28 protein-coding genes and 1 pseudogene are annotated in these 25249 nt (G+C 41.8%); 13 read left to right on the forward strand and 16 right to left on the reverse strand.

The genetic code is table 11. From position 1 onward, the window contains the following. The first annotated feature begins 14 nt into the window (after nt 1-14). The 3 genes from NE671_RS12990 to NE671_RS13000 all read left to right on the forward strand — a co-directional run bounded on the left by NE671_RS12990 (nt 15) and on the right by NE671_RS13000 (nt 3482). Entirely contained in the window at nt 15-1247 is a 1233-nt protein-coding gene (locus tag NE671_RS12990; RefSeq protein ID WP_161208789.1) for an MYG1 family protein, read from the forward strand. Between the two features lie 75 nt (nt 1248-1322). Continuing rightward, nucleotides 1323-1553 (forward strand): hypothetical protein, encoded by a 231-nt coding sequence (locus NE671_RS12995; protein ID WP_015525138.1) that lies wholly within the window; start codon nt 1323-1325, stop codon nt 1551-1553. Nucleotides 1554-1727: 174 nt separating this feature from the next. Continuing rightward, complete coding sequence (locus NE671_RS13000; protein WP_118607987.1) at nt 1728-3482, forward strand: alpha-amylase family glycosyl hydrolase; 1755 nt, start codon at nt 1728-1730, stop codon at nt 3480-3482. 220 nt (nt 3483-3702) lie between these two features. On the opposite strand, the gene NE671_RS13005 is transcribed toward NE671_RS13000, so the two are convergent. Beyond that, nucleotides 3703-5085: a citrate/2-methylcitrate synthase gene (locus NE671_RS13005; protein ID WP_022427281.1), complete on the reverse strand. Its 1383-nt coding sequence runs from the start codon at nt 5083-5085 to the stop codon at nt 3703-3705. A 311-nt stretch (nt 5086-5396) separates the two neighbouring features. Between NE671_RS13005 and NE671_RS16095 the strand changes: the two are divergent. The 9 genes and pseudogenes from NE671_RS16095 to NE671_RS13050 form a co-directional block, all read left to right on the forward strand. Then, nucleotides 5397-5582: pseudogene (locus tag NE671_RS16095) on the forward strand (purine permease); the annotation flags it as partial. Between the two features lie 10 nt (nt 5583-5592). After that, nucleotides 5593-6264: a response regulator transcription factor gene (locus NE671_RS13015; RefSeq protein WP_021652048.1), complete on the forward strand. Its 672-nt coding sequence runs from the start codon at nt 5593-5595 to the stop codon at nt 6262-6264. Then, nucleotides 6261-7271 (forward strand): HAMP domain-containing sensor histidine kinase, encoded by a 1011-nt coding sequence (locus NE671_RS13020; protein ID WP_059085857.1) that lies wholly within the window; start codon nt 6261-6263, stop codon nt 7269-7271. Before NE671_RS13015 ends, NE671_RS13020 begins: the two co-directional genes overlap by 4 nt. A 199-nt stretch (nt 7272-7470) precedes the next feature. Then, a complete protein-coding gene (locus NE671_RS13025) occupies nt 7471-8112 on the forward strand; it encodes a GNAT family N-acetyltransferase (RefSeq protein ID WP_114001614.1) in 642 nt (213 codons plus the stop codon). A 23-nt stretch (nt 8113-8135) separates the two neighbouring features. Further along, entirely contained in the window at nt 8136-9008 is an 873-nt protein-coding gene (locus NE671_RS13030; protein ID WP_022427277.1) for a DegV family protein, read from the forward strand. A gap of 174 nt (nt 9009-9182) precedes the next feature. Beyond that, nucleotides 9183-9530 carry a hypothetical protein gene (locus tag NE671_RS13035; RefSeq protein ID WP_015525145.1) on the forward strand — a complete coding sequence of 116 codons (348 nt, stop codon included), beginning with the start codon at nt 9183-9185 and terminating at the stop codon, nt 9528-9530. A gap of 4 nt (nt 9531-9534) precedes the next feature. Continuing rightward, on the forward strand, nt 9535-10107 hold the full coding sequence (gene cyaB / locus NE671_RS13040) for a class IV adenylate cyclase (RefSeq protein ID WP_022427276.1): 573 nt from the start codon (nt 9535-9537) through the stop codon (nt 10105-10107). Nucleotides 10108-10497: 390 nt separating this feature from the next. Then, nucleotides 10498-11328 carry a rhamnulose-1-phosphate aldolase gene (gene rhaD / locus NE671_RS13045; protein WP_022427275.1) on the forward strand — a complete coding sequence of 277 codons (831 nt, stop codon included), beginning with the start codon at nt 10498-10500 and terminating at the stop codon, nt 11326-11328. Nucleotides 11329-11485: 157 nt separating this feature from the next. Then, complete coding sequence (locus tag NE671_RS13050; protein WP_015525151.1) at nt 11486-11743, forward strand: hypothetical protein; 258 nt, start codon at nt 11486-11488, stop codon at nt 11741-11743. 221 nt (nt 11744-11964) lie between these two features. Here NE671_RS13050 and NE671_RS13055 read toward each other — a convergent pair whose 3' ends face one another. The 11 genes from NE671_RS13055 to NE671_RS13105 form a co-directional block, all read right to left on the reverse strand. Continuing rightward, nucleotides 11965-13026, reverse strand: a complete 1062-nt coding sequence (locus NE671_RS13055) for a tyrosine-type recombinase/integrase (protein ID WP_022427274.1) — start codon at nt 13024-13026, stop codon at nt 11965-11967. A 223-nt stretch (nt 13027-13249) separates the two neighbouring features. Then, nucleotides 13250-13699 carry a D-aminoacyl-tRNA deacylase gene (gene dtd / locus NE671_RS13060; protein ID WP_015525153.1) on the reverse strand — a complete coding sequence of 150 codons (450 nt, stop codon included), beginning with the start codon at nt 13697-13699 and terminating at the stop codon, nt 13250-13252. After that, nucleotides 13696-15123: an AI-2E family transporter gene (locus tag NE671_RS13065; protein WP_256164077.1), complete on the reverse strand. Its 1428-nt coding sequence runs from the start codon at nt 15121-15123 to the stop codon at nt 13696-13698. The genes dtd and NE671_RS13065 overlap by 4 nt, the downstream gene beginning before the upstream one ends. A gap of 170 nt (nt 15124-15293) precedes the next feature. Beyond that, nucleotides 15294-15935: a cytidylate kinase-like family protein gene (locus NE671_RS13070; protein ID WP_022427272.1), complete on the reverse strand. Its 642-nt coding sequence runs from the start codon at nt 15933-15935 to the stop codon at nt 15294-15296. A 102-nt stretch (nt 15936-16037) separates the two neighbouring features. Continuing rightward, a complete protein-coding gene (locus NE671_RS13075) occupies nt 16038-16952 on the reverse strand; it encodes an RluA family pseudouridine synthase (RefSeq protein WP_021652059.1) in 915 nt (304 codons plus the stop codon). Nucleotides 16953-16999: 47 nt separating this feature from the next. Continuing rightward, nucleotides 17000-17470: a signal peptidase II gene (gene lspA, locus NE671_RS13080; RefSeq protein WP_242872557.1), complete on the reverse strand. Its 471-nt coding sequence runs from the start codon at nt 17468-17470 to the stop codon at nt 17000-17002. Nucleotides 17471-17532: 62 nt separating this feature from the next. Further along, nucleotides 17533-18624 carry a 3-dehydroquinate synthase gene (gene aroB / locus NE671_RS13085; protein ID WP_092069990.1) on the reverse strand — a complete coding sequence of 364 codons (1092 nt, stop codon included), beginning with the start codon at nt 18622-18624 and terminating at the stop codon, nt 17533-17535. Nucleotides 18625-18644: 20 nt separating this feature from the next. After that, entirely contained in the window at nt 18645-19397 is a 753-nt protein-coding gene (locus tag NE671_RS13090) for a YlmH family RNA-binding protein (RefSeq protein WP_021652062.1), read from the reverse strand. 4 nt (nt 19398-19401) lie between these two features. Then, nucleotides 19402-20055 (reverse strand): cell division protein SepF, encoded by a 654-nt coding sequence (locus NE671_RS13095; RefSeq protein WP_173739457.1) that lies wholly within the window; start codon nt 20053-20055, stop codon nt 19402-19404. A gap of 24 nt (nt 20056-20079) precedes the next feature. Then, entirely contained in the window at nt 20080-20772 is a 693-nt protein-coding gene (locus tag NE671_RS13100; protein ID WP_173740291.1) for a YggS family pyridoxal phosphate-dependent enzyme, read from the reverse strand. 19 nt (nt 20773-20791) lie between these two features. Next, a complete protein-coding gene (locus tag NE671_RS13105) occupies nt 20792-22234 on the reverse strand; it encodes an HlyD family efflux transporter periplasmic adaptor subunit (RefSeq protein ID WP_021652064.1) in 1443 nt (480 codons plus the stop codon). A 214-nt stretch (nt 22235-22448) separates the two neighbouring features. Here NE671_RS13105 and lexA point away from each other — a divergent pair, with 214 nt between their 5' ends. Then, nucleotides 22449-23069, forward strand: coding sequence for a transcriptional repressor LexA (gene lexA, locus NE671_RS13110; protein WP_015525162.1), 621 nt, complete (start codon nt 22449-22451; stop codon nt 23067-23069). Nucleotides 23070-23246: 177 nt separating this feature from the next. On the opposite strand, the gene rsfS is transcribed toward lexA, so the two are convergent. The 4 genes from rsfS to yhbY are packed head-to-tail and all read right to left on the reverse strand — an operon-like array spanning nt 23247 to nt 25168. Next, on the reverse strand, nt 23247-23612 hold the full coding sequence (rsfS, locus tag NE671_RS13115) for a ribosome silencing factor (protein ID WP_015525163.1): 366 nt from the start codon (nt 23610-23612) through the stop codon (nt 23247-23249). A gap of 6 nt (nt 23613-23618) precedes the next feature. Beyond that, nucleotides 23619-24233: a bis(5'-nucleosyl)-tetraphosphatase (symmetrical) YqeK gene (gene yqeK, locus NE671_RS13120; protein ID WP_015525164.1), complete on the reverse strand. Its 615-nt coding sequence runs from the start codon at nt 24231-24233 to the stop codon at nt 23619-23621. Then, complete coding sequence (nadD, locus tag NE671_RS13125) at nt 24220-24861, reverse strand: nicotinate-nucleotide adenylyltransferase (RefSeq protein ID WP_021652068.1); 642 nt, start codon at nt 24859-24861, stop codon at nt 24220-24222. Before nadD ends, yqeK begins: the two co-directional genes overlap by 14 nt. Nucleotides 24862-24877: 16 nt before the next feature. Further along, a complete protein-coding gene (yhbY, locus tag NE671_RS13130) occupies nt 24878-25168 on the reverse strand; it encodes a ribosome assembly RNA-binding protein YhbY (protein WP_021978046.1) in 291 nt (96 codons plus the stop codon). Between the last annotated feature and the right edge of the window lie 81 nt (nt 25169-25249).

Raw genomic sequence — 25249 nt, forward strand, 5'->3', positions numbered from 1 at the left:
CAGGAGCGTTTCATATGAATCATTTACTGGAAAAAATCAAACAAAAAAATGCATCCGCATTCACCCACAGCGGGAAATTTCACGCAGACGATGTTTTTTCTGCCGCTCTGCTTTTATATCTGAATCCCGAGATCACCATCACACGTGGAAACCAGGTTCCTGAAAACTATGAAGGTCTTGTTTTTGATATTGGCAGAGGACAGTATGATCATCATCAGAAAGACAGCCGTATCCGCGATAATGGCGTCCCATATGCGGCCTTCGGCCTTCTCTGGGAAAAGCTTGGACCGGAAATCCTAGGTGAGGAGCTGGCACTAAAATTCGATGAATCCTTTGTCCAGCCTCTGGATATCAATGATAATACCGGTGAAAAAAATGAACTTGCCACACTGATCGGCAATTTTAATCCGGGATGGGATTCCAAAAGCAGTAATGACGAAGCCTTTTTCCAGGCAGTCAGTGTGGCAGGCATGATCCTGGAAAATAAATTCGAGCGTTACCTTGGAAATGAACGTGCAGACAGACGGGTGGAAGAAGTTCTTACAGAACATGCTGCTTCCCTCGCTTCGGGCGATACCCCGGCAGAAAATACCAATATCCTTATACTTCCGGAATTTATTCCCTGCCAAAAACGCCTTTCGGAAACCAACATTGCTTTTGTGATCTTTCCGTCCAACCGGGGCGGTTACTGTATCCAGCCACAGAAAAAAGAATATTCCATGAATTACAAATGCAGTTTTCCTTCTTCCTGGCTTGGCCTGGAAGGCGAAGAGTTATCTTTGGTAACCGGTCTTAAAAGTGCAGCCTTTTGTCATAAAGGAGGATTTCTCATGACCTGCGGAACCCTTGAGGATTCTGTTCTTGCCTGCAGGAGCAGTCTTGCCGTCTTCCATGAAGAAGCTGTGATCGTAAGCCTTGGCGGAAATAAAGAAACAGACATGCTGCTTCAAAAGCTTCCGGATCTTTCTTCTGCCAGGATCGTACATCTGCCGGTTCCCCAATTACCGGAGCTGACTCTGAACGGAATCTACGGAGAACTCTCCATGGAAAAGACAGAATGGAAAAGCTTTATAAAAGACAGGATTAAAGAAATCCTCCGCTACAAACCGGAAGCAGTTTTTGCAGATAATGCCATGTTTTCCCTGTATCCCATCGTTCATGCTCTGCGAAAAAAACATATTCCCGTTCTTACAGCAGTAGAAAAAGACGGACAGAAGCTTCTGGTACGGATCCCATCCGGTTCTTAAAGATCTTAAACATGTAATTAATTGTATTTACAGATATATTCACATTGCGTATTTATACAGAAAGAAGGCATGTTTATGCGAGAAGAAAAATTTAAAATGGAAAGACAGGGGCTGATACAGGTGGGAGATAAAGTAAAGATCTCCGAATTTCTCTCTGCCACAAACTACAGCTATATCATTGAGCCTGCAGTAGCCATGTCTGGCTGCTACAGAAACGCAGACCGCATCAGATCCAAAGAGGGGATCATCAAAAGCATTGAGCATACGCCACGCGGCTTTATAGTTACTGCAGAATTTGACGAATAAACATATGTCCATCAGGTAAGATCCGGCAATTAGCAATATGCCGGATTTTTCGCTGAAAAACTGGCTGATTTATTCTGGATTATATTATAGGAATCTGGTATTATAGAGAAGATATTTGTGTAATTTCTCTAATTATCAGGAAATTGCAAATTTTTAGAACAGAGGTGTAATATTATGAGCTGGTACAACGAAGCAATCTTCTACCATATTTATCCACTTGGACTTACAGGCGCTCCAAAAGAAAATGATTACGGAACTCCTGTACATCGACTGAACACACTGCTGCCGTGGATTGACCACATCAAAGAGATCGGATGTACTGCCTTATATATAGGGCCGCTTTTTGAAAGTGTCGGACATGGCTATGAGACAACCGATTACAAAAAACTGGATTCCCGTCTTGGAACTAATAAAGATCTCACCAATTTTGTAAAAGCCTGCCATGAAAAAGGCATCCGCGTGATCTTTGATGGTGTATTTAACCATACAGGCCGTGATTTCTTCGCTTTTAAGGATATCCAGAAAAACCGTGAGCATTCCCCTTACGTTAACTGGTACTGCAATGTAAATTTCGGCGGAAATACCGAATATAATGACGGTTTTTCCTATGAAAACTGGGGTGGATACAATCTTCTTGTAAAGCTGAACCAGCGCAATCCGGAAGTACAGAACTATATCTGTGATGTGATCCGTTTCTGGGTTTCCGAATTTGATATTGATGGAATCCGCCTGGATGCCGCTGATGTTCTGGATTTTGATTTCATGCGTATTCTACGTCATACCGCAGATGAGGTTAAGAAAGACTTCTGGCTTATGGGAGAGGTCATTCACGGAGATTACAGCCGCTGGGTAAACGGACAGACTCTTCACAGTGTAACCAACTATGCCCTTCACAAGGCACTTTACAGCGGACATAATGACCACAACTATTTTGAAATTGCTCATACAGTAAAATATCTTCAGAATATGGGAGATCTGGACCTCTACAATTTCGTGGACAACCATGACGTAGAGCGAATTCATACCAAATTGCAGAACAAAGCACATTTTGCTCCTGTACATGTACTTCTTTATACTTTACCTGGCGTTCCAAGCATTTATTACGGCTCAGAATTTGGTATTGACGGAAAAAAAGAAAAATTTTCCGATGCCAGCTTACGTCCGGCACTTGATCTTAACGATTATGCGGATGCTGCAACAAAGAACCCATGTACTGCACTGATCGCAGCCCTCGGAAAGGTCCGCCAGGGAACTCCTGCATTAAGCTATGGTTCCTACGCAGAACTGGCTCTTACAAACCGTCAGTTTGCCTTTGCAAGAGATCTGGAAGGCATACGAGTGATCGTTACTGTGAATAATGATGACAGTGATTCAGAGATGAACCTTCCAACAGGAAGTGCTCCGGAATACGTAGGTGCCCTCACAGGTCAGAAGGTTTCCGCACAGGGCGGACGGATCCGTGTCCGTGTTGCAGCAAACAGCGGTGAGATCTGGCTTCCTGCAGGAGATATGCCGGAATATAAGCCGGTTCAGACTAATGTTCTGGAAACTGCCGTAGCAAAAGAGAACGAAAACGCTGCATCTGAGGCAGAAGAGGAGCAGGCGGCTGAAAACAGCACTGTAACAGAAGCTGCCCCGGAAAAAGAAGCTTCAAACGCTGAAAATACAGATAAAGCTTCTGACAATACAGCAAACGCAGCGGATATTCCGTCAACTCCTGAAGCAGAATCCTCCAATACACAGGAAACGGAAACGGTCACTGCGCCAAATCCGCACAAAACACCAGAAGAAATGACAGTAGGCGAACTTCAGGCTGCTATCCTTGCAAAAATGGCAGGAAACGGACCCGTAGATGACCAGATGAAAAAGACCGTATACGACAACATCTGGCATGATTCTCTTGTAAACTGGCTGAAGAGCTTCCGATAGGAAAGGAATAATAAAGTAAGATTCCATAAAAAACAAGGCAATCCGATCATATCTTATGCGGTGAGCCTTGTTTTTTTGTGAAAACAGATATTTATTTTACATAATATATATTATGTATAGTTATGATCCTGTTTTTCTGTAATTTAGGAGAACAAAAAAACAGCAGAGATTTCCAACTTAAATAGATCAGAAATCCCCACTGCTTTTATCATTCTGTTTATTATCTCTCATCAAAAGGTACAAAATCTGCATGATGCCCCACATACTTATAAGCAGGACGGATGATCTTATTGGCACTGATCAGCTCTTCCAGACGATGTGCACTCCAGCCAGGCATACGTGCGATGGCAAAGATCGGAGTAAAAAGTTCTTCCGGAATACCAAGCATTGAGTAAACGAAGCCACTGTAGAAGTCAACATTTGCGCAAACATTTTTGAACAGCTTTCTGTGTTCCATGACCAGTTTTCCGGCAATACCCTCAACCTTATCATAGAGCTTAAATTCATCTATCATTCCTTTTTCCTCTGCAAGAGCCTGTGCAAAACGTTTCAGGATCACTTCTCGCGGATCGGAGAGTGTATAAACTGCATGTCCCATACCATAGATCAGACCTGCATGATCAAATGCTTCTTTATTCAGTATTTTCTGCAGATATGCCGTGATCTCCTCATCACTTTCCCAGTCCTTTACATTGGCCTTCAGATCTGTAAACATGTTCTGGACCTTCAGGTTGGCACCACCATGACGCGGTCCCTTCAGTGAACCGATGGATGCAGAGGTAGAAGAGTAGCTGTCTGTTCCGGAAGATGTTACTACATGTGTGGTAAAAGTAGAGTTATTACCACCGCCGTGCTCTGCATGAAGTACAAGTGCGATATCAAGGACCTTGGCCTCAAGCTCTGTATAATTGCCATCCGGACGAAGCATCAGAAGGATATTCTCGGCAAGTGAAAGCCCCTTCTGCGGATTGCGGATAAAAAGTGTCTCGTCTTTACGGAAATGACGGTATGCGTGATAGGAGTAAACCGCGATTTCAGGAAGCTTAGCGATCAGTTCCAGAGACTGGCGGAGTACATTCTCCACAGAAATATCTTCCGGGTTATCATCATATGTATAGAGAGCAAGTACGCAGCGCTCCATAGCATTCATAATATTGGCATTGGTTCCCTTCATGACAACGTCACGGACAAAACGTCCTCCCAGATCCTCCATGTCAGAAAGAAGCTCAAGAAATCTGGAAAGCTCTTCCTTGCTGGGAAGCTTACCGAAAATCAGAAGATAGATCGTCTCCTCAAAACCAAAACGTCTGTCCTTCAGTCCGTTTACGATATCCTGCACATCGATTCCCCGGTAATACAATGCACCGTCTGCAGGAATACGTCTGCCATTGACCAGCTTATAGCCGGTAACATCGGAAATCTCAGTAAGACCTGTGAGAACACCTTTACCTGCGGAATCACGAAGTCCTCTTTTTACATCGTATTCCACATAAAGGTTGGGATCGATGTGATGATTCTCTACCAGTTCCTTTTCAAAGAATTTCATTCTGCCTTTCAGCTGTTCGGAGTCCTCCAGACTCATCATTTCATGCTTTTTTTCCATAATCTTTTTCCTCGTTTCCCCATTGTATATTAAAAAACACTGATACAGTTAAGATTGGTTACATCTTTGTAATCAGTGTTCGGGTATGGCATACATTTGTGTTTACCTGGTTAATAATTCTACAGTAAAAGTTTCGAAAATGCAAGAGGGTATTTCTTTTTTTCGTGTATAAATATTCATAATATGACCTAATTCATCTATTATTACATTTATTCATCAAAATCCGTCTGGTTTCCACAACGAATCTATGTTATGATTATTCCGTAATTTTTCTTATAATAGTAGTTTGTTTCACATCGGACTGCTGCCGCCTATCTCTTTCTCTTGCTGTCGGAATCGGATTCACCACAGCAAGTGAGAGCGGGATCTGGGATATTTTCCCGTCGATCATACAGTCCGTTTTTGCGTAAAATGTAGTTGCTGTTGTATTTATCATATCCATTGTTTTAAGCTGTATCCTGCCTGAAAACATGGACATTGAAAAGATCAAGGAATAGGGATGTAAAAATGTTTAAAATTCTCATTGCGGAAGATGACCTGGAACTCCGCCAGCTTTTCCGGCATGTCCTCTTAAAAAACGGTTATACAGTAAAAGGGGTCTCTGACGGGCAGGAAGCGCTGGATGTCCTGGAAAAAGATTATTACGATCTGATCATTTCGGACATAATGATGCCCAACATGGATGGCTATGAACTGGTCCGCTCACTCAGAGATGCCGGAGATTCCATTCCTGTACTTATGGTCACTGCCAAAGATGCTTTTGATGATATGCGTATGGGATTTCTGTCCGGTACCGATGATTATATGGTGAAACCGGTCAATATCAATGAACTGGTTTTGCGGGTAGGTGCACTTCTCCGCAGAGCACAGATGATCAATGAGCGGAAACAGCGAATCGGAGATACCATTTTGGAGTGCGATTCCCTGACGGTCTCCACCTCCTCGGAAAGTATGGTACTTCCTCAGAAAGAATTCATGCTCTTATATAAGATGGTTTCTTTTCCGGGAAAAATCTTTACCCGGCAACAGCTTATGGATGATATCTGGGGATATGATTCCGCAAGCGATGCCCACACAGTAGATGTCCACATTGGAAGGCTTCGGGAACGCTTTCGCGATAATCCGGATTTTAAGATCGTGACGATCCGTGGAGTTGGATATAAGGTGGTAAAGGCATGAAAAAGAAACTCTTCATAAATTTAAGCATTCGTTTACGTTTTATCTTTATGATCATGTTGGAGCTTGTCTGTGTATCTCTGATATCCTGGCTTGTTATGGATGTACTGCATATTTCAGCTGTTCCGAACATCGTATGGATCATCCTGGCCAGCGTGACCGCAGGGGGTGTCCTTAACAACTTTCTCAGTATCCGGTATTTCGGTCCTGTACTAAAGCTGAAAAAAGCCATGCAACAGGTTGCTGAAGGCGATTTTTCCGTCCGACTGGAAACGGAAAAGCAAATGAAGGAAATCCGGGATATTTATTCTAATTTCAACCTGATGGTCCAGGAACTGGAAGCAACGGAGATTCTGCAGACAGACTTTGTTTCCAATGTTTCCCACGAATTCAAAACTCCCATCAGTGCTATTGAGGGTTATGCAACTCTGCTGCAGGATGATGACATGCCTATATCAGAAGAGCAGGAGCAGTACATCAGCAAAATCCTTTTTAACACCAGAAGGCTTTCCCACCTGGCAGGAAATATCCTGTTGCTGTCCAAGATCGAACACCAGTCGATCCAGACCCGTCAGAACTGGTACCGTCTGGATGAGCAGATCCGACAATCCATTGTTATGATGGAACCGAAATGGTCAGAAAAAGAAATTGAATTTGATGTGGACATGATGGATGTGGAGTATCTTGGAAACGAAAATCTCATCTGTCATGTATGGGACAATCTGCTTTCCAATGCTATCAAATTCAGTCCCTGTGGTGGTACGATCTATATCCGGATGATGCCGGAAGGAGAAAAGATTCGTTTTTCCATAGAAAACGAAGGCCCCCAGATCAGTGAATACTCCATGAAACATATCTTTGACAAATTTTACCAGGGCGACAGTTCCCATAAACAGGAGGGAAACGGTCTTGGACTTGCCCTTGTAAAACAGATCCTGAACCTGTGTAAGGGAACCGTTTCCGTGGAAAATATTCCCGGAAGCGGCTGTCGTTTTACTGTTATACTGTAAAACAAATATTTTACACATATCCATAAAACCAAAAAACAGCGGACACCTTATTTTTCATGAGGTTCTTCCGTTGTTTTTTATTTTATATAAACTTTTTCATAAACTTCAACAATTGTTGAGAAACAGTTGATGTTAAGTTGCAGATCATCTTTTAAAGTATAGGATAGTTATTTATGAAAAAATACAGGAGATATGGACTATGTTATTAAAAAAAGCACCTGCCTACCGGAAAGCAGAAAAGGAAGATTTTTCAATAATCCGGGAATTTATCCGAAGAAATTATAAAGACCGCTGGGAGTTTGAGGAAACACATACCGAAAAACATCTGACCAGACTTTTCTTTTACACCTATATGATATACAGAGATAGCGTTACCGTGGCAACCTACCGTGATCAGGTAGTTGGGGTGCTCATTACCGGTAAAGAATCTCATGGCCATTTTGCCCCGGTTTTCCGTTTGAAAAAAGGCTATCATTTCCTGCGCCTGAAGTTTACTAAGGAAGGCCGGAAGAATCTGGAGCATTTTAACAAACTTCAGGATATGAAAAAACAATTGACTGTTTCCCCGGAGAAACCGACTCCCGGAAATATCCTCTTTCTTTATGTAAGCAAAGATTACCGTAGAAACGGAATCGGTACCGGGCTTCTCAAACAGATTTCAATAGAGAAGGATACGGATTATTCCATATATATGGACCAGCTGGATCAAAGAACCTTTATGGAAAGTCATGGTTTCGTAAAGAAAAACGAGGTTTCCCAGATGCGGGAGCTGAACAAAAAACGCTTCCGTGAAAGTGTAGCTCTTTATAAAAAAGAACCGCGTTGCGAAACACATTCATAAATTACGCAGGAGATAAATGGAAAATGAAAAAAATTGGAATCATGGCTGACAGCCACAGTGGCATTTTAAAACAAGAAGCAGAGGAACTGGATATTCATGTCCTTCCCATGCCTTTTTATCTGAATGGAGAACTGTTTCATGAAGACCTGGATTTTTCCAGAACAGGATTTTATGAGAAGCTGCGTGAAGGAGCAGATGTTTCAACTTCACAGCCTTCCCCACAGGAAGTTATGGAAATGTGGGACGAAATGCTTTTATCTTATGATCAGATCCTCTACATTCCGTTGAGCAGTAGTTTAAGCGGTTCCTGCATGACTGCTGCCGCCTTGTCTCAGGAACCCAAATACGAAAACAAAGTGTATGTGGTAGATAACGGGCGTGTTTCCACACCCCTTCACCGTTCCATTCTGGATGCGATAGACCTGGTGGAAGATGGATATACAGCACCGCAGATCAAGGATATTCTGGAAGCTTCCCGTGAAAAAACCGTGATCTATGTCGGATTAAGCACACTGGAATATCTGAAAAAGGGAGGCCGTATCAATACCACCACAGCACTGGCCGCAAATCTTCTCAATATCAAACCGGTTATGAAATTTGGAACCGGTAAACTGGATGTTTTCCAGAAATGCAGAGGCATGAAAAAATCAAGAAAAGCCATGATCGATGCTATGCACAGAGAATTGGAAACAACTTTCAAAAAAGAATATGATGCCGGAAAAGTATATCTTATGGCTGCCTCCAGCAGCACTGCGGAAGTTACCGCAGACTGGATCTCACAGATCCGGGAAAGCTTTCCGGGAATGGATGTGATGTGTGATGATCTTTCCCTTGGACTTTCCTGCCATATTGGCCCGGACGGACTGGGAATCGGATGTTCCTGTATGCCTTTATAAAAAACGTCTCAATATTTTCTGCAAATAATCCAGGGTTGTGGTATGATATTGTTATCAATACATAACAGGCAGATTTTATCTGTTATTATAGCACTTCCAACCATTCATGTTCTGCACAGCTGAACTTGATGCAGTAATTTCTGGGAGTGCTATGATCAGAAGGGAGAAATTATCATGGCAAAAACAATTAAAGAATTAACACAGGATCTTCTTCAGGCACCATCTGCATGCAAAGAAGTAAAAGAAGCGGCACAGAATTATCTGGATGCGGCAGGAACTGAGAAAGAAGCAGATGCAGCAACTGCTTACGTAAAAGAGCTGGAAGCAGATATCATGCCCATCGACGGACTGATCTCTTTTGCAGGTTCTGACATGGGCGCACAGGTATTTGGCGCAGATGACGCAAAAAAGATCCTGGCTCATGCTGAGGAGATCAAAGCTTCCGGTGCAAAATACTGTGACTGCCCAGCATGTGCAGCCTGCGAAGCACTTCTGAACAAAAAAGCAGAAATTCTGAAGTAATCACATGGCCCAGTTTGAAATTGAGATCAAGCTTCCATTAAAGAATCTTAAGGAAACCCTGAAATTTCTGACAGATCAGGGATTTCAGGAGACAGCACAGATCCAGGAAGAAGATACCTATTTTAACAGTGTCTATCATGATGTAAAAAAACGTGATGAAGCACTGCGTATCCGAACAAGCACAGACTGCAGATCCGGTATTTCTAAGACTCAGATTAATTTTAAGGGGCCCAAACTGGATAAAATCTCCATGTCCCGAATGGAACTGGAAACAGAAGTATCCGATGCAGAAGTGCTTAAAAATATTCTCATCCATCTGGATTTTTCTCCGGTAGCGTCTGTCATGAAAATGCGAAAGTATATGAAATGTGGCAGATTTACCGCCTGTCTGGATCAGGTAGAGGGGCTTGGAGACTTTCTGGAGCTTGAGGTGATCGCAGAGCAGGAAAGTGAGCGGAAAGAAATTTTATCCAAAATGGAAGATCTGCTTGCCATATTGGGATATCACATGTCGGACACTGTACAGACTTCTTATCTCAGTATGCTTCCGAAAAAATTAAATAAAAATCTTTTTTAAACCAGCAGGAATATTTTCGTGTGAGTATCTAAGGTACAGAATACGGAAATGTTCCTGTTTTTTCTTTTCTTACAATTCTTCGGCGTTCCAAGTTTATCTAACATACTATAAATCCCACATCGCAAAGCAACATCAAACCACATTCAATGTACATGTCATTACTATTGACCACTCGTGCTTTTTGTTGCTTTATGTTTATTTTTATGTGGTTTATTGAATGTTTACAAGATTTTTTGTATTTTACATGTGGATTTATTGATATTTTTTCAAAAAAGCCCTTTACAAATCCACATAATCGGGCATATAATAAAGTCACAAACAACAAGAAAGCATATTGAAGCAATCGCAAACCCAACAATAAACCACATTTAAACACGGAGGAAATATATTATGAAAATTCTTGAATCTAAATTCGTACAGGGCTTTATCAAAATGGCAGACGATGGATATCAGCAGGGATGGCACGAGAGAAACGGTGGAAACTTAAGTTATCGTCTGAAAGCAGAAGAAGTAGAGATGATCCGTCCACGACTGAACGCGCCAGGAGAATGGACCCCTATCGGTGTTGAGGTTCCGGGACTTGCCAGAGAGTTTTTCCTGGTAACAGGAAGCGGAAAATACTTCCGTAATATCATCGTTGACCCGGAAGTATGTCTTGCGATCATTGAGCTTGACGAGACAGGAACAAATTACCGTATCCGCTGGGGTCTTGTAGAGGGAGGAAGACCGACCAGCGAGCTCCCAACTCATCTGATGAACCATGAAGTAAAGAAAAAGCTTACCAACGGTAAACATCGTGTTATTTACCATGCACATACCACCAATACCATTGCACTTACCTTTGTTCTTCCTCTGGATGACAAAGTATTCACCCGTGAACTCTGGGAATCTGCAACAGAGTGTCCGGTAGTATTTCCGGATGGTGTGGGAGTTATCGGATGGATGGTTCCAGGTGGAAGAGAAATCGCGATCAAAACCGCTGAACTGATGAAAAAATATGATGTGGTTATCTGGGCGCATCATGGTATGTTCTGCTCAGGCGAGGATTTTGACCTGACCTTCGGACTTCTTCATACCGTTGAAAAATCCGCAGAGATCCTGGTTAAGATCTTATCCATGGCTCCGCAGAAACTGCAGACCATCACACCGAATGACTTCCGTGCTCTTGCAAAAGATTTCAAAGTAACTTTGCCGGAAGAATTCCTTTACGAAAAGAAATAAAATCCTTCATATGCAGCAAATCCTATAATCGGTATCTCTATCTGAAACTTTATCAGAAACAACCAAATATTTGCTGATTTTTGCCGATAAATCTGGTATGATAAAAACATATCTGGTTTATCAGCAAATTAATATCAGAAAGGATATGGGATAAAGTATGGAAGAATTATATAAAGCGATCGAAGAGAAGATCAAAGCAAGCGGATACCCGCGAAAGATTTCCGGAGAGGACGTTTACGACGACATCTGCGATCAGATCGATGGGAAAGAGAATGGAAGCTATGTGCTGCTTTCCAAATTTGATGATGATGTGATCTTTGAATATCATATCTCAATTATGGACAGTGAATTTAATCTGGGTGTTCTTACCATGCGTACTCCGGAGGGTGTATTCGAGACAGATTTTGATAAATAAGTTAAGTACGGATTTTGATTTTGGGTCATGGATATAATACAGATGTCCATAATCACTGCTTAAGGTTTTTTGAACCCTACAGGGAATTTGAGATTTTCTTGATCTGATTAAATATATAGAGGCAGTTGATTTACATAATTTATATTATGTGAACTAACTGTCTCTATATTTATATGCAATGCATGTCAAACGAATCAGTTGCTCCGCAGTCCCATTATTCATCAGTCCTCGCGAAGACGTACCGCCTTGGCCGCCTGACGCCGTCTAGCATCATCCAGAGCCGCATAATGCTTCTTAGTAGTATTGACATCCTTATGACCCAAAACATCCGCTACAAGGTAAATATCACCGGTTTCCTGGTACAGGGCAGTACCATAGGTGCTGCGAAGCTTATGCGGGGTGATCTTTTTTGTAGTTGTGATCTCCCTGGCATATTTTTTAACCAGATTCTCGATAGCCTGAACACCGATCCGGCGGCGTTGGGTAGAATAGAAGAGAGCGTGCTCATGGCCTGCCAGAGGCGTAATATTCTCCCTGACTTCCAGATATTTCTTCAACGCTTTTTCTACTTCAGGACCAAAGTATACAACCATTTCATTTCCGCCTTTTCGGGTAACTTTGATTCCATTGTTTTTGAAGTCTACATCCTCAACATCCAGTCCGACACATTCCGATACTCGAATCCCGGTACCAAGAAGGAGAGTAACAATAGCAAGATCTCTGTCCTTCGTTTTTTCATGGTACATCCGTTTCTGCCCGGTCAGCGTATCTCCGCAATGCTCAATATAATCCAGCAGCATGGCAACCTCATCTGTATCCAGACGAATAATATTCTTATCATGGATCTTGGGCACATCGATCAGAACAGACGGATTGGTGGTAATCATTTCATGTTTATAATAATAAGCATAAAAACTTCTTAAAGCAGAAATTTTACGTTTGACGCCACGTTCACCATTTGTTTCCGTTTTGGAAGAGTCCGCGGATTTATAAACTTTGAGAAATTCTTCATATTCCTCAAGATCAACAGCTTTGACCTGATCCAGAACATCAACTGTGAAATCCGACATGGTTTTGTCTTTGAACATTGGATTTTGCTCCAGTAAAAACTGGAAAAATATACGAATGTCATATGCATAGGAAATTCTGGTCTTGGTTGTAGTCGTTGCATCAATAGCCCGGAAATAATCCCTGCAAAATGGCGGAAGCGTTTTTAAAACCTCACGGAGTTTTAAAGTATTGTCAATGTCATTTTGTTCGTGGTAAGTAATTTTGTTATCCATAAAAACTCCTTAATATATAAATTTTACATAATTTGCAGGAAATACCTGAAACACCTGTTAAAAGAAGTGGTTTTATACCCATCTATATCTATACGACAAACCCGAGTTTTTCAAATAGATAGGTAGTATAAACAGCTACTTCCTGCAAAATTGCCTGTTTTTGATAAATTTTCAAGTAAATAAAGTGCCTCCTTATGGAAGCACTTTTTATTATTATTTGTCGTTACCCTCTGAGGTTTTCATCAAAAATAACGGTAAACGGTCCGTCATTTTCCAAAGATACTTTCATATCTGCACCAAAAATTCCGTGTTCCACAACCGGAACCTGTTTACTGGCTTCCGAAATAATATATTCATATAATTTATTTGCTTCATCCGGTGCACCGGCTTCTATAAAGCTTGGACGATTTCCCTTACGGCAGTTTGCATATAAGGTAAACTGTGAAACCAAAAGCAATTCCCCGTTTACATCTGCCAGAGACAAATTGGTCTTTCCATTTTCATCCTCAAAAATACGAAGTCCCAAAAGTTTTTTCAGATACCAGTCTGCATCCTCTTTGGTGTCCTCACGGCCAACGCCGATCAGAACAAGAAACCCTTTTCCGATTTTTCCGACAATTTCTCCGTCTACTTTGACTTCTGCATGATTTACACGCTGAATTACAAATTTCATAACCTGTTCTTCCTCCGTCTCCGTCTGTTTTTCTGCTTCAATCGAAAGCCTATATATTTCGCCTGAATAAATTTAACTAAAAATGTAAACATTCGTTTAATTTCATCCCAAGCCCCGGACCAGATTCTGTTTTTTTCCGCTTTTACTGTAACTTCCTGTGCTTTTGATACGGATTTTTTCACCGGCATTGGCAGGACCTTTCCGGAAACGGGGTCTACACAATCAATATCTCTATAAAACTCAGCATCTGCAGACATATCTTTTTCATCAAGACTACGTCCGATCAGCTTCCATACGGCAGCATTCAGCACAGCAAATACCGGAACTCCAACGATCATTCCCGGAACTCCAAATAAACCACCACCGACCATGATTGCAACAATAACCATAAAGCTGGACAGTCCGGTCGACTCACCCAGGATCTTTGGTCCAAGGATATTTCCGTCAAACTGCTGAAGAATCAGAATAAAGAGCAGGAAATACAAACTCTGAATGGGATCTACCAGCAAAATAAGAAGAAAACACGGAACTGCTCCCAGATATGGCCCGAAAAACGGAATAACATTTGTAACACCGACGATCACACTGACCAGAATCGCATATGGGGTTCCGATGATCGATGTTCCAACATAACACAATACACCGATAATTGCGGAATCCAGGATCTTTCCGCTGATAAATCCACCAAAGGTTTTATGCGTAAAACGCATGGAATGAACAAGAAAGGTTGCCCATTTGGTTGGAAGAACTGCATAAACAGCCATTTTTGCCTTGGCAACAAATCCCTCTTTATCCGCCAGTATATAAAGAGATACGATCGCTCCAATAAGGAAATTCTTCAAAAAAACAAGAAGATCCAGAAAGCTTGCGGATATATTTTTCATCATAAACTGCATCTGGGGAAGGATCGTATTTGTCAGATACTCCTGTAATCTGCTGGAATACTGGTTGATCTGGCTGATCATATCCGGATTCAGTTTCCATCCCTTTTCCACGACGGAGTTTAACCAGTTTTCCACTACACTTACGTAATGAGGAAAACTGTAAATAATATTCATGATGCTTCGAATCAATTGAGGAAGGATCATCATGACAAGGGCATAAATGACCAGAAACATAAGAAATACAGAAAGGATCACACAGATCCAGCGTACTACTTTCCTCCCCTTTTTCTGAAGTGTTTTATTCCTTTTTTCAAAAATCGGAAAAATGATCTTCCGCTCCAGAAAATTAACAATGGGGGTTAGCAGATATGCTATGGCAGCTCCGTAAATGATCGGCGCCATAATACCGAAAAATGTTTTAATTCCGGTGATCAGAGATTTCATATGGAAAATCCCGTAATAAAATAAAATACTGGCAGCAATAACCAGAAATGCAGTCACACCTAACTGCACATAGCGATGGTTCCAACGAATTTTCATAGTAATTTCCTCCACCAGGTGATTATAACATAGCATCTCTGGTTTGTGTCTAAAAAAAACATAAACATTATTTTCCAATAACCTGCAAAGATAAATTCCGACTTCAGGGTATCGCGCTGATACAGAAAACACCCCGCCATAAAATGGCAGGGTGCCTAAAAATCTGATGTTTATTTTTTCAGGCTGTCATAAATGTGAATGGCTTCGATAATTGCCTTCGCAGTTCCATCAATGCCAAGCTTGCTGCTATCCAGACAAAGATTATAGCTGTCCGCAGATCCCCATTTCTTGTTGGTATAATAATTATAGTAGCTGGAACGGCTTTTGTCTGTTTTGTTGATCATGTCCTTGGCCTCTTTGGCATTTTTATTGTATTTCTGAGCAATACGGTTGATACGCCAGTCAAGGTTTGCATGAACAAATACACTGAAACAATCCGGATTATCTGCAAGTGCATAATCCGCACATCTGCCGACCATTACACAGGGACCTTCTGAAGCCAGCTTCTTGATTGCCTCAAACTGTGCAAGAAAAATCTTATGGTTCATAGGCATGTCTGTAAATCCGGCTGAGGAATACCCAAATGAATAAGTATCCATTACAAGAGAATAAAGAAAACTGTTTGTTGGCTTCTCATCATGATGCTCAAACAGCTCCTTGCAGATCCCACTGTCATTGGCTGCGTGCTCCAGCAGCTCTTTATCATAACATTTGATTCCAAAATATTTAGCAACTTCCTGGCCGATCTGTCTTCCGGCGCTGCCATATTTACGACCGATAGTAATAATAGAACTTGTTGTATTGTTACTCATAACAGCCACATCCTTTCTGCTCAGATTCAGCGAATTTGCAAATATTAACTCCGCTTCCTCTTTAATATAGTTATTATACACTATATTCCACAAGTTTTCCAGCTATTTTCGCAATTTTGTCAGCAATTTAACAAAATATTCCGGAAGTGGGGCTGTAAATTCCATATATTCCCCGGTACGTGGATGAACAAATCCAAGGATCATTGCATGAAGTGCCTGTCCCTCCAGATGATAGGGATTTCTGGATGAACCATACACCGTGTCCCCAAGAAGCGGATGTCCGATACTGGCCATGTGCACACGGATCTGGTGGGTACGTCCTGTTTCAAGACGACATTCCACATACGTGGCCTCGCCAAAACGTTCCAGCACTTTGTAATGTGTTATTGCATCTTTACCATTTTTATGATTGATGGCCATTTTTTTACGATCTGTCGGATGCCGTCCAATAGGTCCCTCTATGGTTCCCTCATCCTCTTTCAGATTTCCCTGCACAACTGCCCGGTAGCGTCTGCGGATACTGTGACATTTCAGCTGTTCTGCCAGATCCCGGTGAGCAATATCATTTTTGCATATCAACAGTGCCCCGGTGGTATCCTTATCAATTCTGTGGACAATTCCAGGCCGCATCACTCCGTTAATACCGGAAAGGCTGTCACCACAATGTGCCATAACTGCATTGACCAGTGTTCCCTGATAATGCCCGGCTGCAGGATGTACAACCATCCCTTTGGGTTTATTAACGATCAGTACATCTTCATCCTCGTAAAGAATATCCAGCGGAATATCCTCCGGAACGATATCCGGCTCACTGGAATCCGGGATCTCCAGATGGATCCTGTCATTTTCACGGACCTTATAATTAGATTTGGCAGCCTTCTCTCCCACGGTAATCTGTCCTTCTTTCAGAAGTTTCTGAAGGAAAGACCTGGAAAGACCGCTGTCTTTCTCAGCAAGATAGCGGTCGATTCGTATACCTGATTCTTCTTTTTCTACTGTATAATCATATATTTCCATTTATATCTCCTACAAGAACAGACAAATGCATTATATCTCTGCCCGGATCACTGTTTGATATTCAGAAACGCAAAATCATCATCTCTGTATTTCGTGCATACAAACAGGATCAGAAAAATTCCACTTACAACCACATAAACATCCGCAAGATTAAATACCGGAAAATCGATCAGGGAGAAATAGATAAAATCGATCACATATCCTCTGAAAAAACGATCGATAAAATTTCCCAGTGCACCAGCTGCAAGTACTGTAGCAATGGTGAGCAACGGCAGATAAAACCGCTCTTTCGGAATACGGATCCATGCATAGAGGATCACTCCCAGAAACAGTACACTCACAATGGCAAAAAAGAGTACACTTCCCTGAAACATTCCAAACGCAATTCCCCTGTTTTCCGGATAGAGATAATGAAGTTCAAGTACACCGGGGATTAGCGAAACCGATGGTTGTCCTTTCAGATACAGATATGACAGCCATTTTGCTCCCTGATCCGCAGCCACGAGTAAGATCAGCAAAAAAATGTCCCCCGACATACACTTACTAAAAGACATTTTCTGATGATGGTTAACACGACTGATCATAGAGTTATCTCCTGAATACAGGAAAGCATTTCTTCATCGGTAACTGTTTTGTCGATAAAGCTTTTTCCGATACCATCCATCAGGATAAACCTGATATGTCCCTGTTCCATTTTTTTATCTTTCTTTGTTGCGGAAAGAACTTCTTCCGGGATAAGACCATCTACATGCACCGGAAGATCGTAATCCGAACATCCCTGGCAGATTTCCTGATATTCTTCTTTGGTCAGAAGTCCTCGTTTCATGGAAAGATATGCCGCAGCTACCAGTCCGACTCCCACACACTGTCCGTGGAGCAGGGTGAAATTCTTAAGTTTTTCTACTGCATGCCCCACAGTATGTCCCAGGTTAAGAAGCGCACGCTCTCCCTGTTCCTTAGGATCACGCTCCACAACGCCTGCTTTGATCTCACAGCATCTGCGTACCATTCTGGCAATCTGTTCCATATCCAGCTTTTTGATTCCTTTCTGCTCACAGCATACATAGCGAAAAAAATCTCCATCACAGATCAATCCTGTTTTTAAAATCTCACCCATTCCGCAGGCAAACTGTTCTGCCGGAAGCGAAGAAAGAGTGCTTAGATTCATATATACAAGACGTGGCTGGTGAAAAGCTCCTACCATGTTTTTGTACTGCTGAAAATCTACGCCGGTTTTTCCGCCAACGCTGCTGTCTACCTGTGCAAGCAGTGTTGTCGGTACCTGAATGAAGTCAATCCCCCTGAGATAAGTTGCCGCGCCAAATCCGGTAAGGTCTCCTACCACACCACCGCCTAATGCAACAAGCAGACTTTTTCGGTCAAGACCATTTTGGATCAGGGCCTGATACAATGCCGAAACGGTATTAAGGTTTTTGTTTTTTTCTCCTGCCTCAAAGGTGAACACAGAAATATCGGAACTTACCTCACTTAAAACCTGTTTTACAGATTCTTCATACAGTGGTCCCACATTAGAATCTGTTACAATGCAGATTTTTCTGTCAACAAGTCCTTCTTCCTTCATAACCTGTGCCAGATTAGAAAAATCTTCTTCAAAACAGATGGGATAATGAAAATCACCTTCTCGTTTTACAAGTAATTTTGATGCTGTCATTGCGTTTTCCTCCTAGCTGTTCAGATATAAAGCAGAATCCGTACCCCAAGACGTCCTTTTTTTGTCTGACGGGATACTCCATCATAAATAAAACGTCCCTTTTTCCGAACGGATATGATGTCTCCCTCTTTGGGCTCATAACCATTGGATGTGATCAGTTTTCCATTTACAAAAACAAGCCCCTCTTCAATACAATGCACAATACTGCTTCTGGAAGTCCCAAAAGCCAGTGCGATCAGAGAATCCAGGCGTACGGACGCACAGGTTCCACTAACTGGTTTCAGTTCCGGCCTCGGAAGATCACCCGGATCTTCTATCTTCGACGCCACAACTGTGGTATGTCTTACACGACACAAATTCTCCAGAAAAAAATCTGTCATCTGACGCAGACAGAAAAAGCTCGCAGTATGATCTTCTATAAGAATATCCCCAACAACACTCCTGTCAACCCCAAGATTCAGGATCGCTCCCAAATAATCCCGATGTGTCAGATCTTCTGAAAATTTCACTGCTTTTGGCTCAAGCCGGATACAATCAATGGGATAATCCCATGTAAAAGCAAGAGCATCAGGGTGAAAGGCTACCATCTGACGCTCTGCATTCTCATATCCGCCAAAACCTTCCGCTGTAACACCCAGCTTATGAAAATTCTGACTGTTTAAAATATTCCGTTCATTTAAATTAAGAAAATCCGTAAATGTGGTAATATCTCTCTGATAGGCCAGATTTGCCAGTTCACGGATTCTCTTAACAAAAAGTTCTTCTTTATCCATGAGGTTAATAACCCACTCTAACAGACGGCACAGAACCGCCAAGGATATTCTGAAGATCACCTGTAATATCTACATTATATGGTCCAAGTACAAAAATATAGCTGGATACCTGCTGAAGGCTTCCTCCAAGTGAATAACATGCACCGGAAGTAAAATCGATGATCCTCTGTGCAAGCTCCACATCGATTCCTTCAAGATTCAGGATCACGGTAGAATTATCGACCAGTGTATCCGCAATTTCTCTTGCTTCCTCCATGGTTGTAGGCTTGATCACACAAACTTCCATATTTGCAGCCTGGGAAGAACGCTTGCTTGTACGCATTGGGGTAATCTTGGAAGAAGGTGCCGGTCTGGAAATACGTTCCTGCCTTGCCGGGGCTTTGGCTGCAGCTGTCTTTGCAGATGACTTAGCAACAGGTGCCTTAACCGTTTCATCTTCCGGCTCATCATCCAGAAAATCCTCTTCCTCGTCATTTTTTTTCTTGGAAAATTTCTCAAAAAATTTCTTCTTTGGTTTCTCTTCCATATCATCATCTTCATCGAGGAAATCGTCCTCATAATCGTCCTCATCCTCAAGAAGGCTATCATCTAACAATTCGTCATCGTCATAATCGTCGTTCAGTTTGATGGCATCTAAAAACTTGTCTAAAACGCCCATTTTAAATCTCCAATCTTATTAGTCTTATAATGCGTAATTTCTTGCACCAAAAATACCAGTGCCTACACGCACCATCGTAGCGCCCTCCTGCACGGCAACCATGTAATCTCCGGTCATTCCCATACTCAGAACACTCATAATAACATTATTAATGTTTTTAGCAGCAATGTCAACACTTAATTTCTTAAGTTCACGGAAAATTTCGCGATTTTCCTCTGCATTATCAACATAGGGAGCAATTGTCATGAGCCCCTTTATCCGAATGTGTGAAAAATCTGAGATCTGTTCTATAAACGGTAAAACTTCTTCCGGTTTCAGACCAAATTTACTTTCTTCCTGCGCTACATTTACTTCTATAAGGATCGGAACAATAACCGCTTTTTTCGCTGCTTCTTTTTCAATCGTCTCGGCCAGGCGAAGCGAATCTACAGAATGGATCATTGCAACTTTATCCACAATATATTTTACTTTATTACGCTGAAGATGTCCGATCATATGCCATTTGACATCTGAAGGCATCTGATCATATTTATCCACGATCTCCTGCACTTTGTTCTCTCCAAAGACACGTGCTCCGGCATCATAAGCCTCCTTCAGCATCTCCACCGGTTTGGTTTTGCTTACTGCGATCAGTGTGACTTCATTCGGATCTCTGTTAATTTTATTGCAGGATTCATTAATATTTTTCTGCACCTGTGCCAAATTTTCCGCTACCATGATATAAATCCTCCTTTAATCAGTAAAGTATATCCTGTTCACTTACTTTATCTGCATTTTTCACAATACGGTCATATCGGACAAGCCCATTATAGGTTTCCTTTGATACAACCGCATATTCCTCATTTTCATCCAGGATCTCGATCCGGCGGAATACCGCATATCCCTGATTGACACAGAAAACTCCCTCCAGAACTTCTGTATCTCCGATGATAAACTTCTCTCCACTATCCGGATCAACAAGAGCATCGCCTTCTTTAAATTTATTCTTGTCTACGTAATAAATATAGCTTGTTTCCTGTGTTTCTTTGTCTGTGATCTCATCACGGCCATAGATACCGGCATTGACAAAGGTTGTCGTACTGTCGCCTTTTTTATTTCTTCCGGAAAGCATAAATCCGGATTGCTGTGTTTCATCATCCGTCGTAAGATATTTGGAAGGTATTGCATAAAACTCCTTCGTTACGATAGAAGATAACGGGATCTTTAAACCTGTCACATTGTTCGTGACAAGTTCTATTTCCAGAAACCGGTCTGACGCATATCGGATCAGTCCCTTATTAAAATCAATCTTACCGTATTTAGCCCCATCGATCTCCATGATTGAAAAGTCTCCTGTCTGCGTCAGATCATCTTTCAGGAACTTGACGCGGATCGATGTACGCTCCTTCAGATTAGCAGCCTGCTTCTCACTTAAAGGAATCAAAAGACTCCAACGTTCATCTGTAATGATCGTATAAATATCATCTCCGGCCTTTATCTGCCCATCTGTTTTCAGATCCGTTTCCTGATAGGAATTCTGATCAAAATCAGCAGCTGTGACATTATCAACGGTTTTGGTTTCGTAGCCATCTGTAGAATACAGGATGATCCCGTCTGTCTGCGCACGGCGGATATTCGGATCACTGGAAACTATTGTTGTAACTGTGGCTTCCTCTCCATCTTCAGACGTCGTGCTTGCAGAAGAAGCTCCCGAACTGTCTGAAGCATACTGAAGGATGCTTCCATTGAGCTGATATTTAAAACTATAGGCACTGTTGAATTTGCTGGGATCAAATCCTTTGGAAAAGCTTTGCATATTACTGCGTATATCCGCCAGTTCCTCTCTGCTCAGAGAGGTTACATTGTCTGCAGATCTTGAACTGTTCAGGCTGTAGACAGCACCGTTGGCATTGATCTTGGTACCTTCCCTTGCGTAATATGTAACGTAACCGCCCGCATCTGCCTGCACTACGTTCTCTGTCATGATCGCCAGCCCTGTGTATGTCTCATTCATGGATAACGGACCGGAGGGAACCTGATAAGATTCCATATGAGAAGCTGTAAGATAAAGAATCACACTAAAGATCATATAGATAAAAATTGCTCCGAACATTACAGTTCCAATGTTCAGACCAAAAATTTTACGAAGCTTTGCTAAGAATCCCGGAGTTTTTCCGGAATGTACTTTATTATCCGGCAAATGAATGCCTCCTTTACATCGTTCATCTCTTAAAGTTCGTTTTATTGTAACATTTTATTTAAATGAATACAAGCTTTAAAACGTGCGAACATACTTTCCGAATATCCGTTTGCCATTTTTTCAAAAGTATGTTATACTATTCAAAATATAATTTCGTGATGCTGTCATATTATGGTCGACAGCAGATAAAATCAACCCAGGGAGGTAAGTACACATGACATATGGCAGAATCAGTAAAAAGCAGCAGGAAATACTGGATTATATGAAAAATGAGATCCTTAACAGAGGTTTTCCGCCCTCCGTCCGTGAAATCTGTGAAGCAGTAAACCTGAAATCCACATCTTCCGTTCACTCCCATCTGGAAGCTCTGGAAAAAAACGGATATATCCGCAGAGATGCCACCAAGCCCCGTGCGATCGAGATCATTGATGATAATTTCAATCTGGTCCGCCGCGAGGTTGTCAATGTTCCTCTTGTAGGCACTGTTGCTGCCGGACAGCCGATCCTGGCAGTGGAAAATATCGATGCTTACTTTCCGATCCCGGCTGAATATATGCCCAATGAACAAAGTTTCATGCTGACTGTCAAAGGCGACAGTATGATCAATGCAGGTATTTTTGATGGAGATCAGGTTCTTGTAAAGCAGCAGGCAACAGCAGAAAACGGCGACATGGTAGTTGCTCTGATCGATGATTCTGCAACAGTTAAGACTTTCTACAAAGAAAATGGTTATTATCGACTTCAGCCGGAGAACGACAATATGGAACCGATCATCATCACCGGTAATCTGCAGATCCTCGGCAAAGTATTTGGTGTATTTCGTTTCTTTTCATGATAATATAAACAACAGATCCCACCCAATGTAATGTGATTTAAAAAGAGAGATATCTTTAAGGTAGCTGTACAGCCCCACAAAGATATCTCTCTTTTTTTTCAGCAGAAAACTTCTGCTTTTTGATTTCTTCTTATTTAGTTCACATAATATTTTTACAGTAAACTAATATAACAAATTTTACTCATTCTCACCAAGAAATTCTTCCGCATCAAGAATCTTGCCGTCTCTCCAAATCCTCTCAAGATCGTAGAAAAGTCTGTTTTCCTCATCAAAGATATGGATGATCATATCACCGTAATCCATGAGGACCCAGCTGGAGTTTCTGGTTCCCTCGATCTGTTTTGCTTCATATCCGGCACGGCCAAGCATTTCATCTGCATTGTCAACCATTGCCTGTACCTGATTCTGGTTGGAAGCACTTGCAATCACAAAATAATCTGCGATCACGGAAACCTCATGGATATCAATAATCTTGATATCCTTTGCTTTTTTATCATCCAGTGCCTTGCAGGCGATCCGGACCATCTCTTTTTCGATACTCATAGAATTTTAATCCTCCTGTCTGTTGGCTGCATCCTGCATTTTTCTGTCATGGAGTTCTTTATAATAAACATAAGCATCCCTGGTCGTACTGTCGATTTCCTTGGGATTTTCCTCCAGATATTCCAGTGTATCCTTTAAAATCTCATACATACACTCATCCAGATCTTCAAAAGCAATCTTTCGCACCTTCGCAAGATTCGGAGCTTTGTCACGCATTGGTTCAATATAGTCTGAAATATATACGATCTTCTCAAGAAGGCTCATTCCCGGTCTTCCTGTTGTATGATAAGTGATCGCTGTCAGGATCTCTTCGTCTTTAATATCATATTTACTGCTGGCCACATAAGCCCCCAGTTTGGCATGAAGAAGAAACGGATGATCCTTTTCAAAATCTGATACCGGAATATCATGCTGGCTGCACAGCTTCAGTTTCTTTTTATTAGGAATACACTTTGCACTGTCATGAAGAAGTCCTGCAGCCTGTGCATCCTCCAGATCATAATCATAAACCATGGCAAGCGCAGCACAAGTGTACATAACCCCCATTGTATGCTCAAATCTGGCCTCATCCAGATATTTGGAAAGTTTCTTTTTTATCTTGATAAAATCATATTTTCCCATCTGAATCATTTCCTTTATAGATATCGTTTTTCTCAATATAGGAAATCACAGGCTTGGGAACATAATAGCGGAGACTCTGCCCGCTTTCATGCCAGGAACGGAGTAGCTCACTGGAAACATCAATATTCATGGTATCCAGTCGAATAAAATTCCCGTTATACTTCTGTGACAGAAGTTGCATCTGCTGATCAAGTTCCTTCAATGGAGTATGATCTCTGGTTGCCACTACCAGTACTGCTTCCTGACAAATGCGTTCCGGTTCCATCCAGGTATCAAAATTAAAAAGCGAATCTGCACCGATGATAAAATAATACTCTGTGTCCGGATTCGCTTTATTCAGCTGTTCCAGAGTCCGGTAAGTATACGTATAGCCTTCCTCATGCATCTCGATCAGAGACAGCTCAAAGTGAGGATTATCCTCTATGGCAAGACGGACCATTTCCGCACGCTGTTCATCAGTCGCTCTGCCCTTACGGTTCCGTTTATGAGGTGGATTTCCGCAGGGCATGAACAAAACTTTATCAAGCTCAAGCTGTTCATAGGCTTTTTCTCCCAGGATCAAATGCCCCATATGAATGGGATCAAAAGTACCACCCATGATTCCTATTTTTTTTGTTGCTTTGCTCATTTATAACCTCCCGAGATTACGGAAGAATGATTTTTTTCTTGTCCTTTTTACCTTCTCTGTAGAGAACGATCTTTTTACCGATCACCTGTACTACCTGAGATCTTGTTCTCTCTGCAAGAACCTGTGCCATTTCACGTGGATCCTCCAGACAGTTCTGAAGAACGCTGATCTTGATCAGCTCTCTTGCTGCAAGAGCTTCCTCAACAGCAGCGGTATTTTCAGGAGTAAGACCACCCTTGCCAAGCTGAAGGATCGGATCCATTGTCATGGCAAGGCCTTTTAAATATGCTCTCTGCTTACTTGTCATTGTCATACCTCTTATTTATAATAATCAATAGGCGTTTGCGAAACGCCACAAGCCGCATAAATACGGCATTTTTTGTTACCT

This window comes from Blautia sp. DFI.9.10 (genome assembly GCF_024461705.1).
GTDB classification, from domain to species: domain Bacteria; phylum Bacillota; class Clostridia; order Lachnospirales; family Lachnospiraceae; genus Blautia_A; species Blautia_A fusiformis.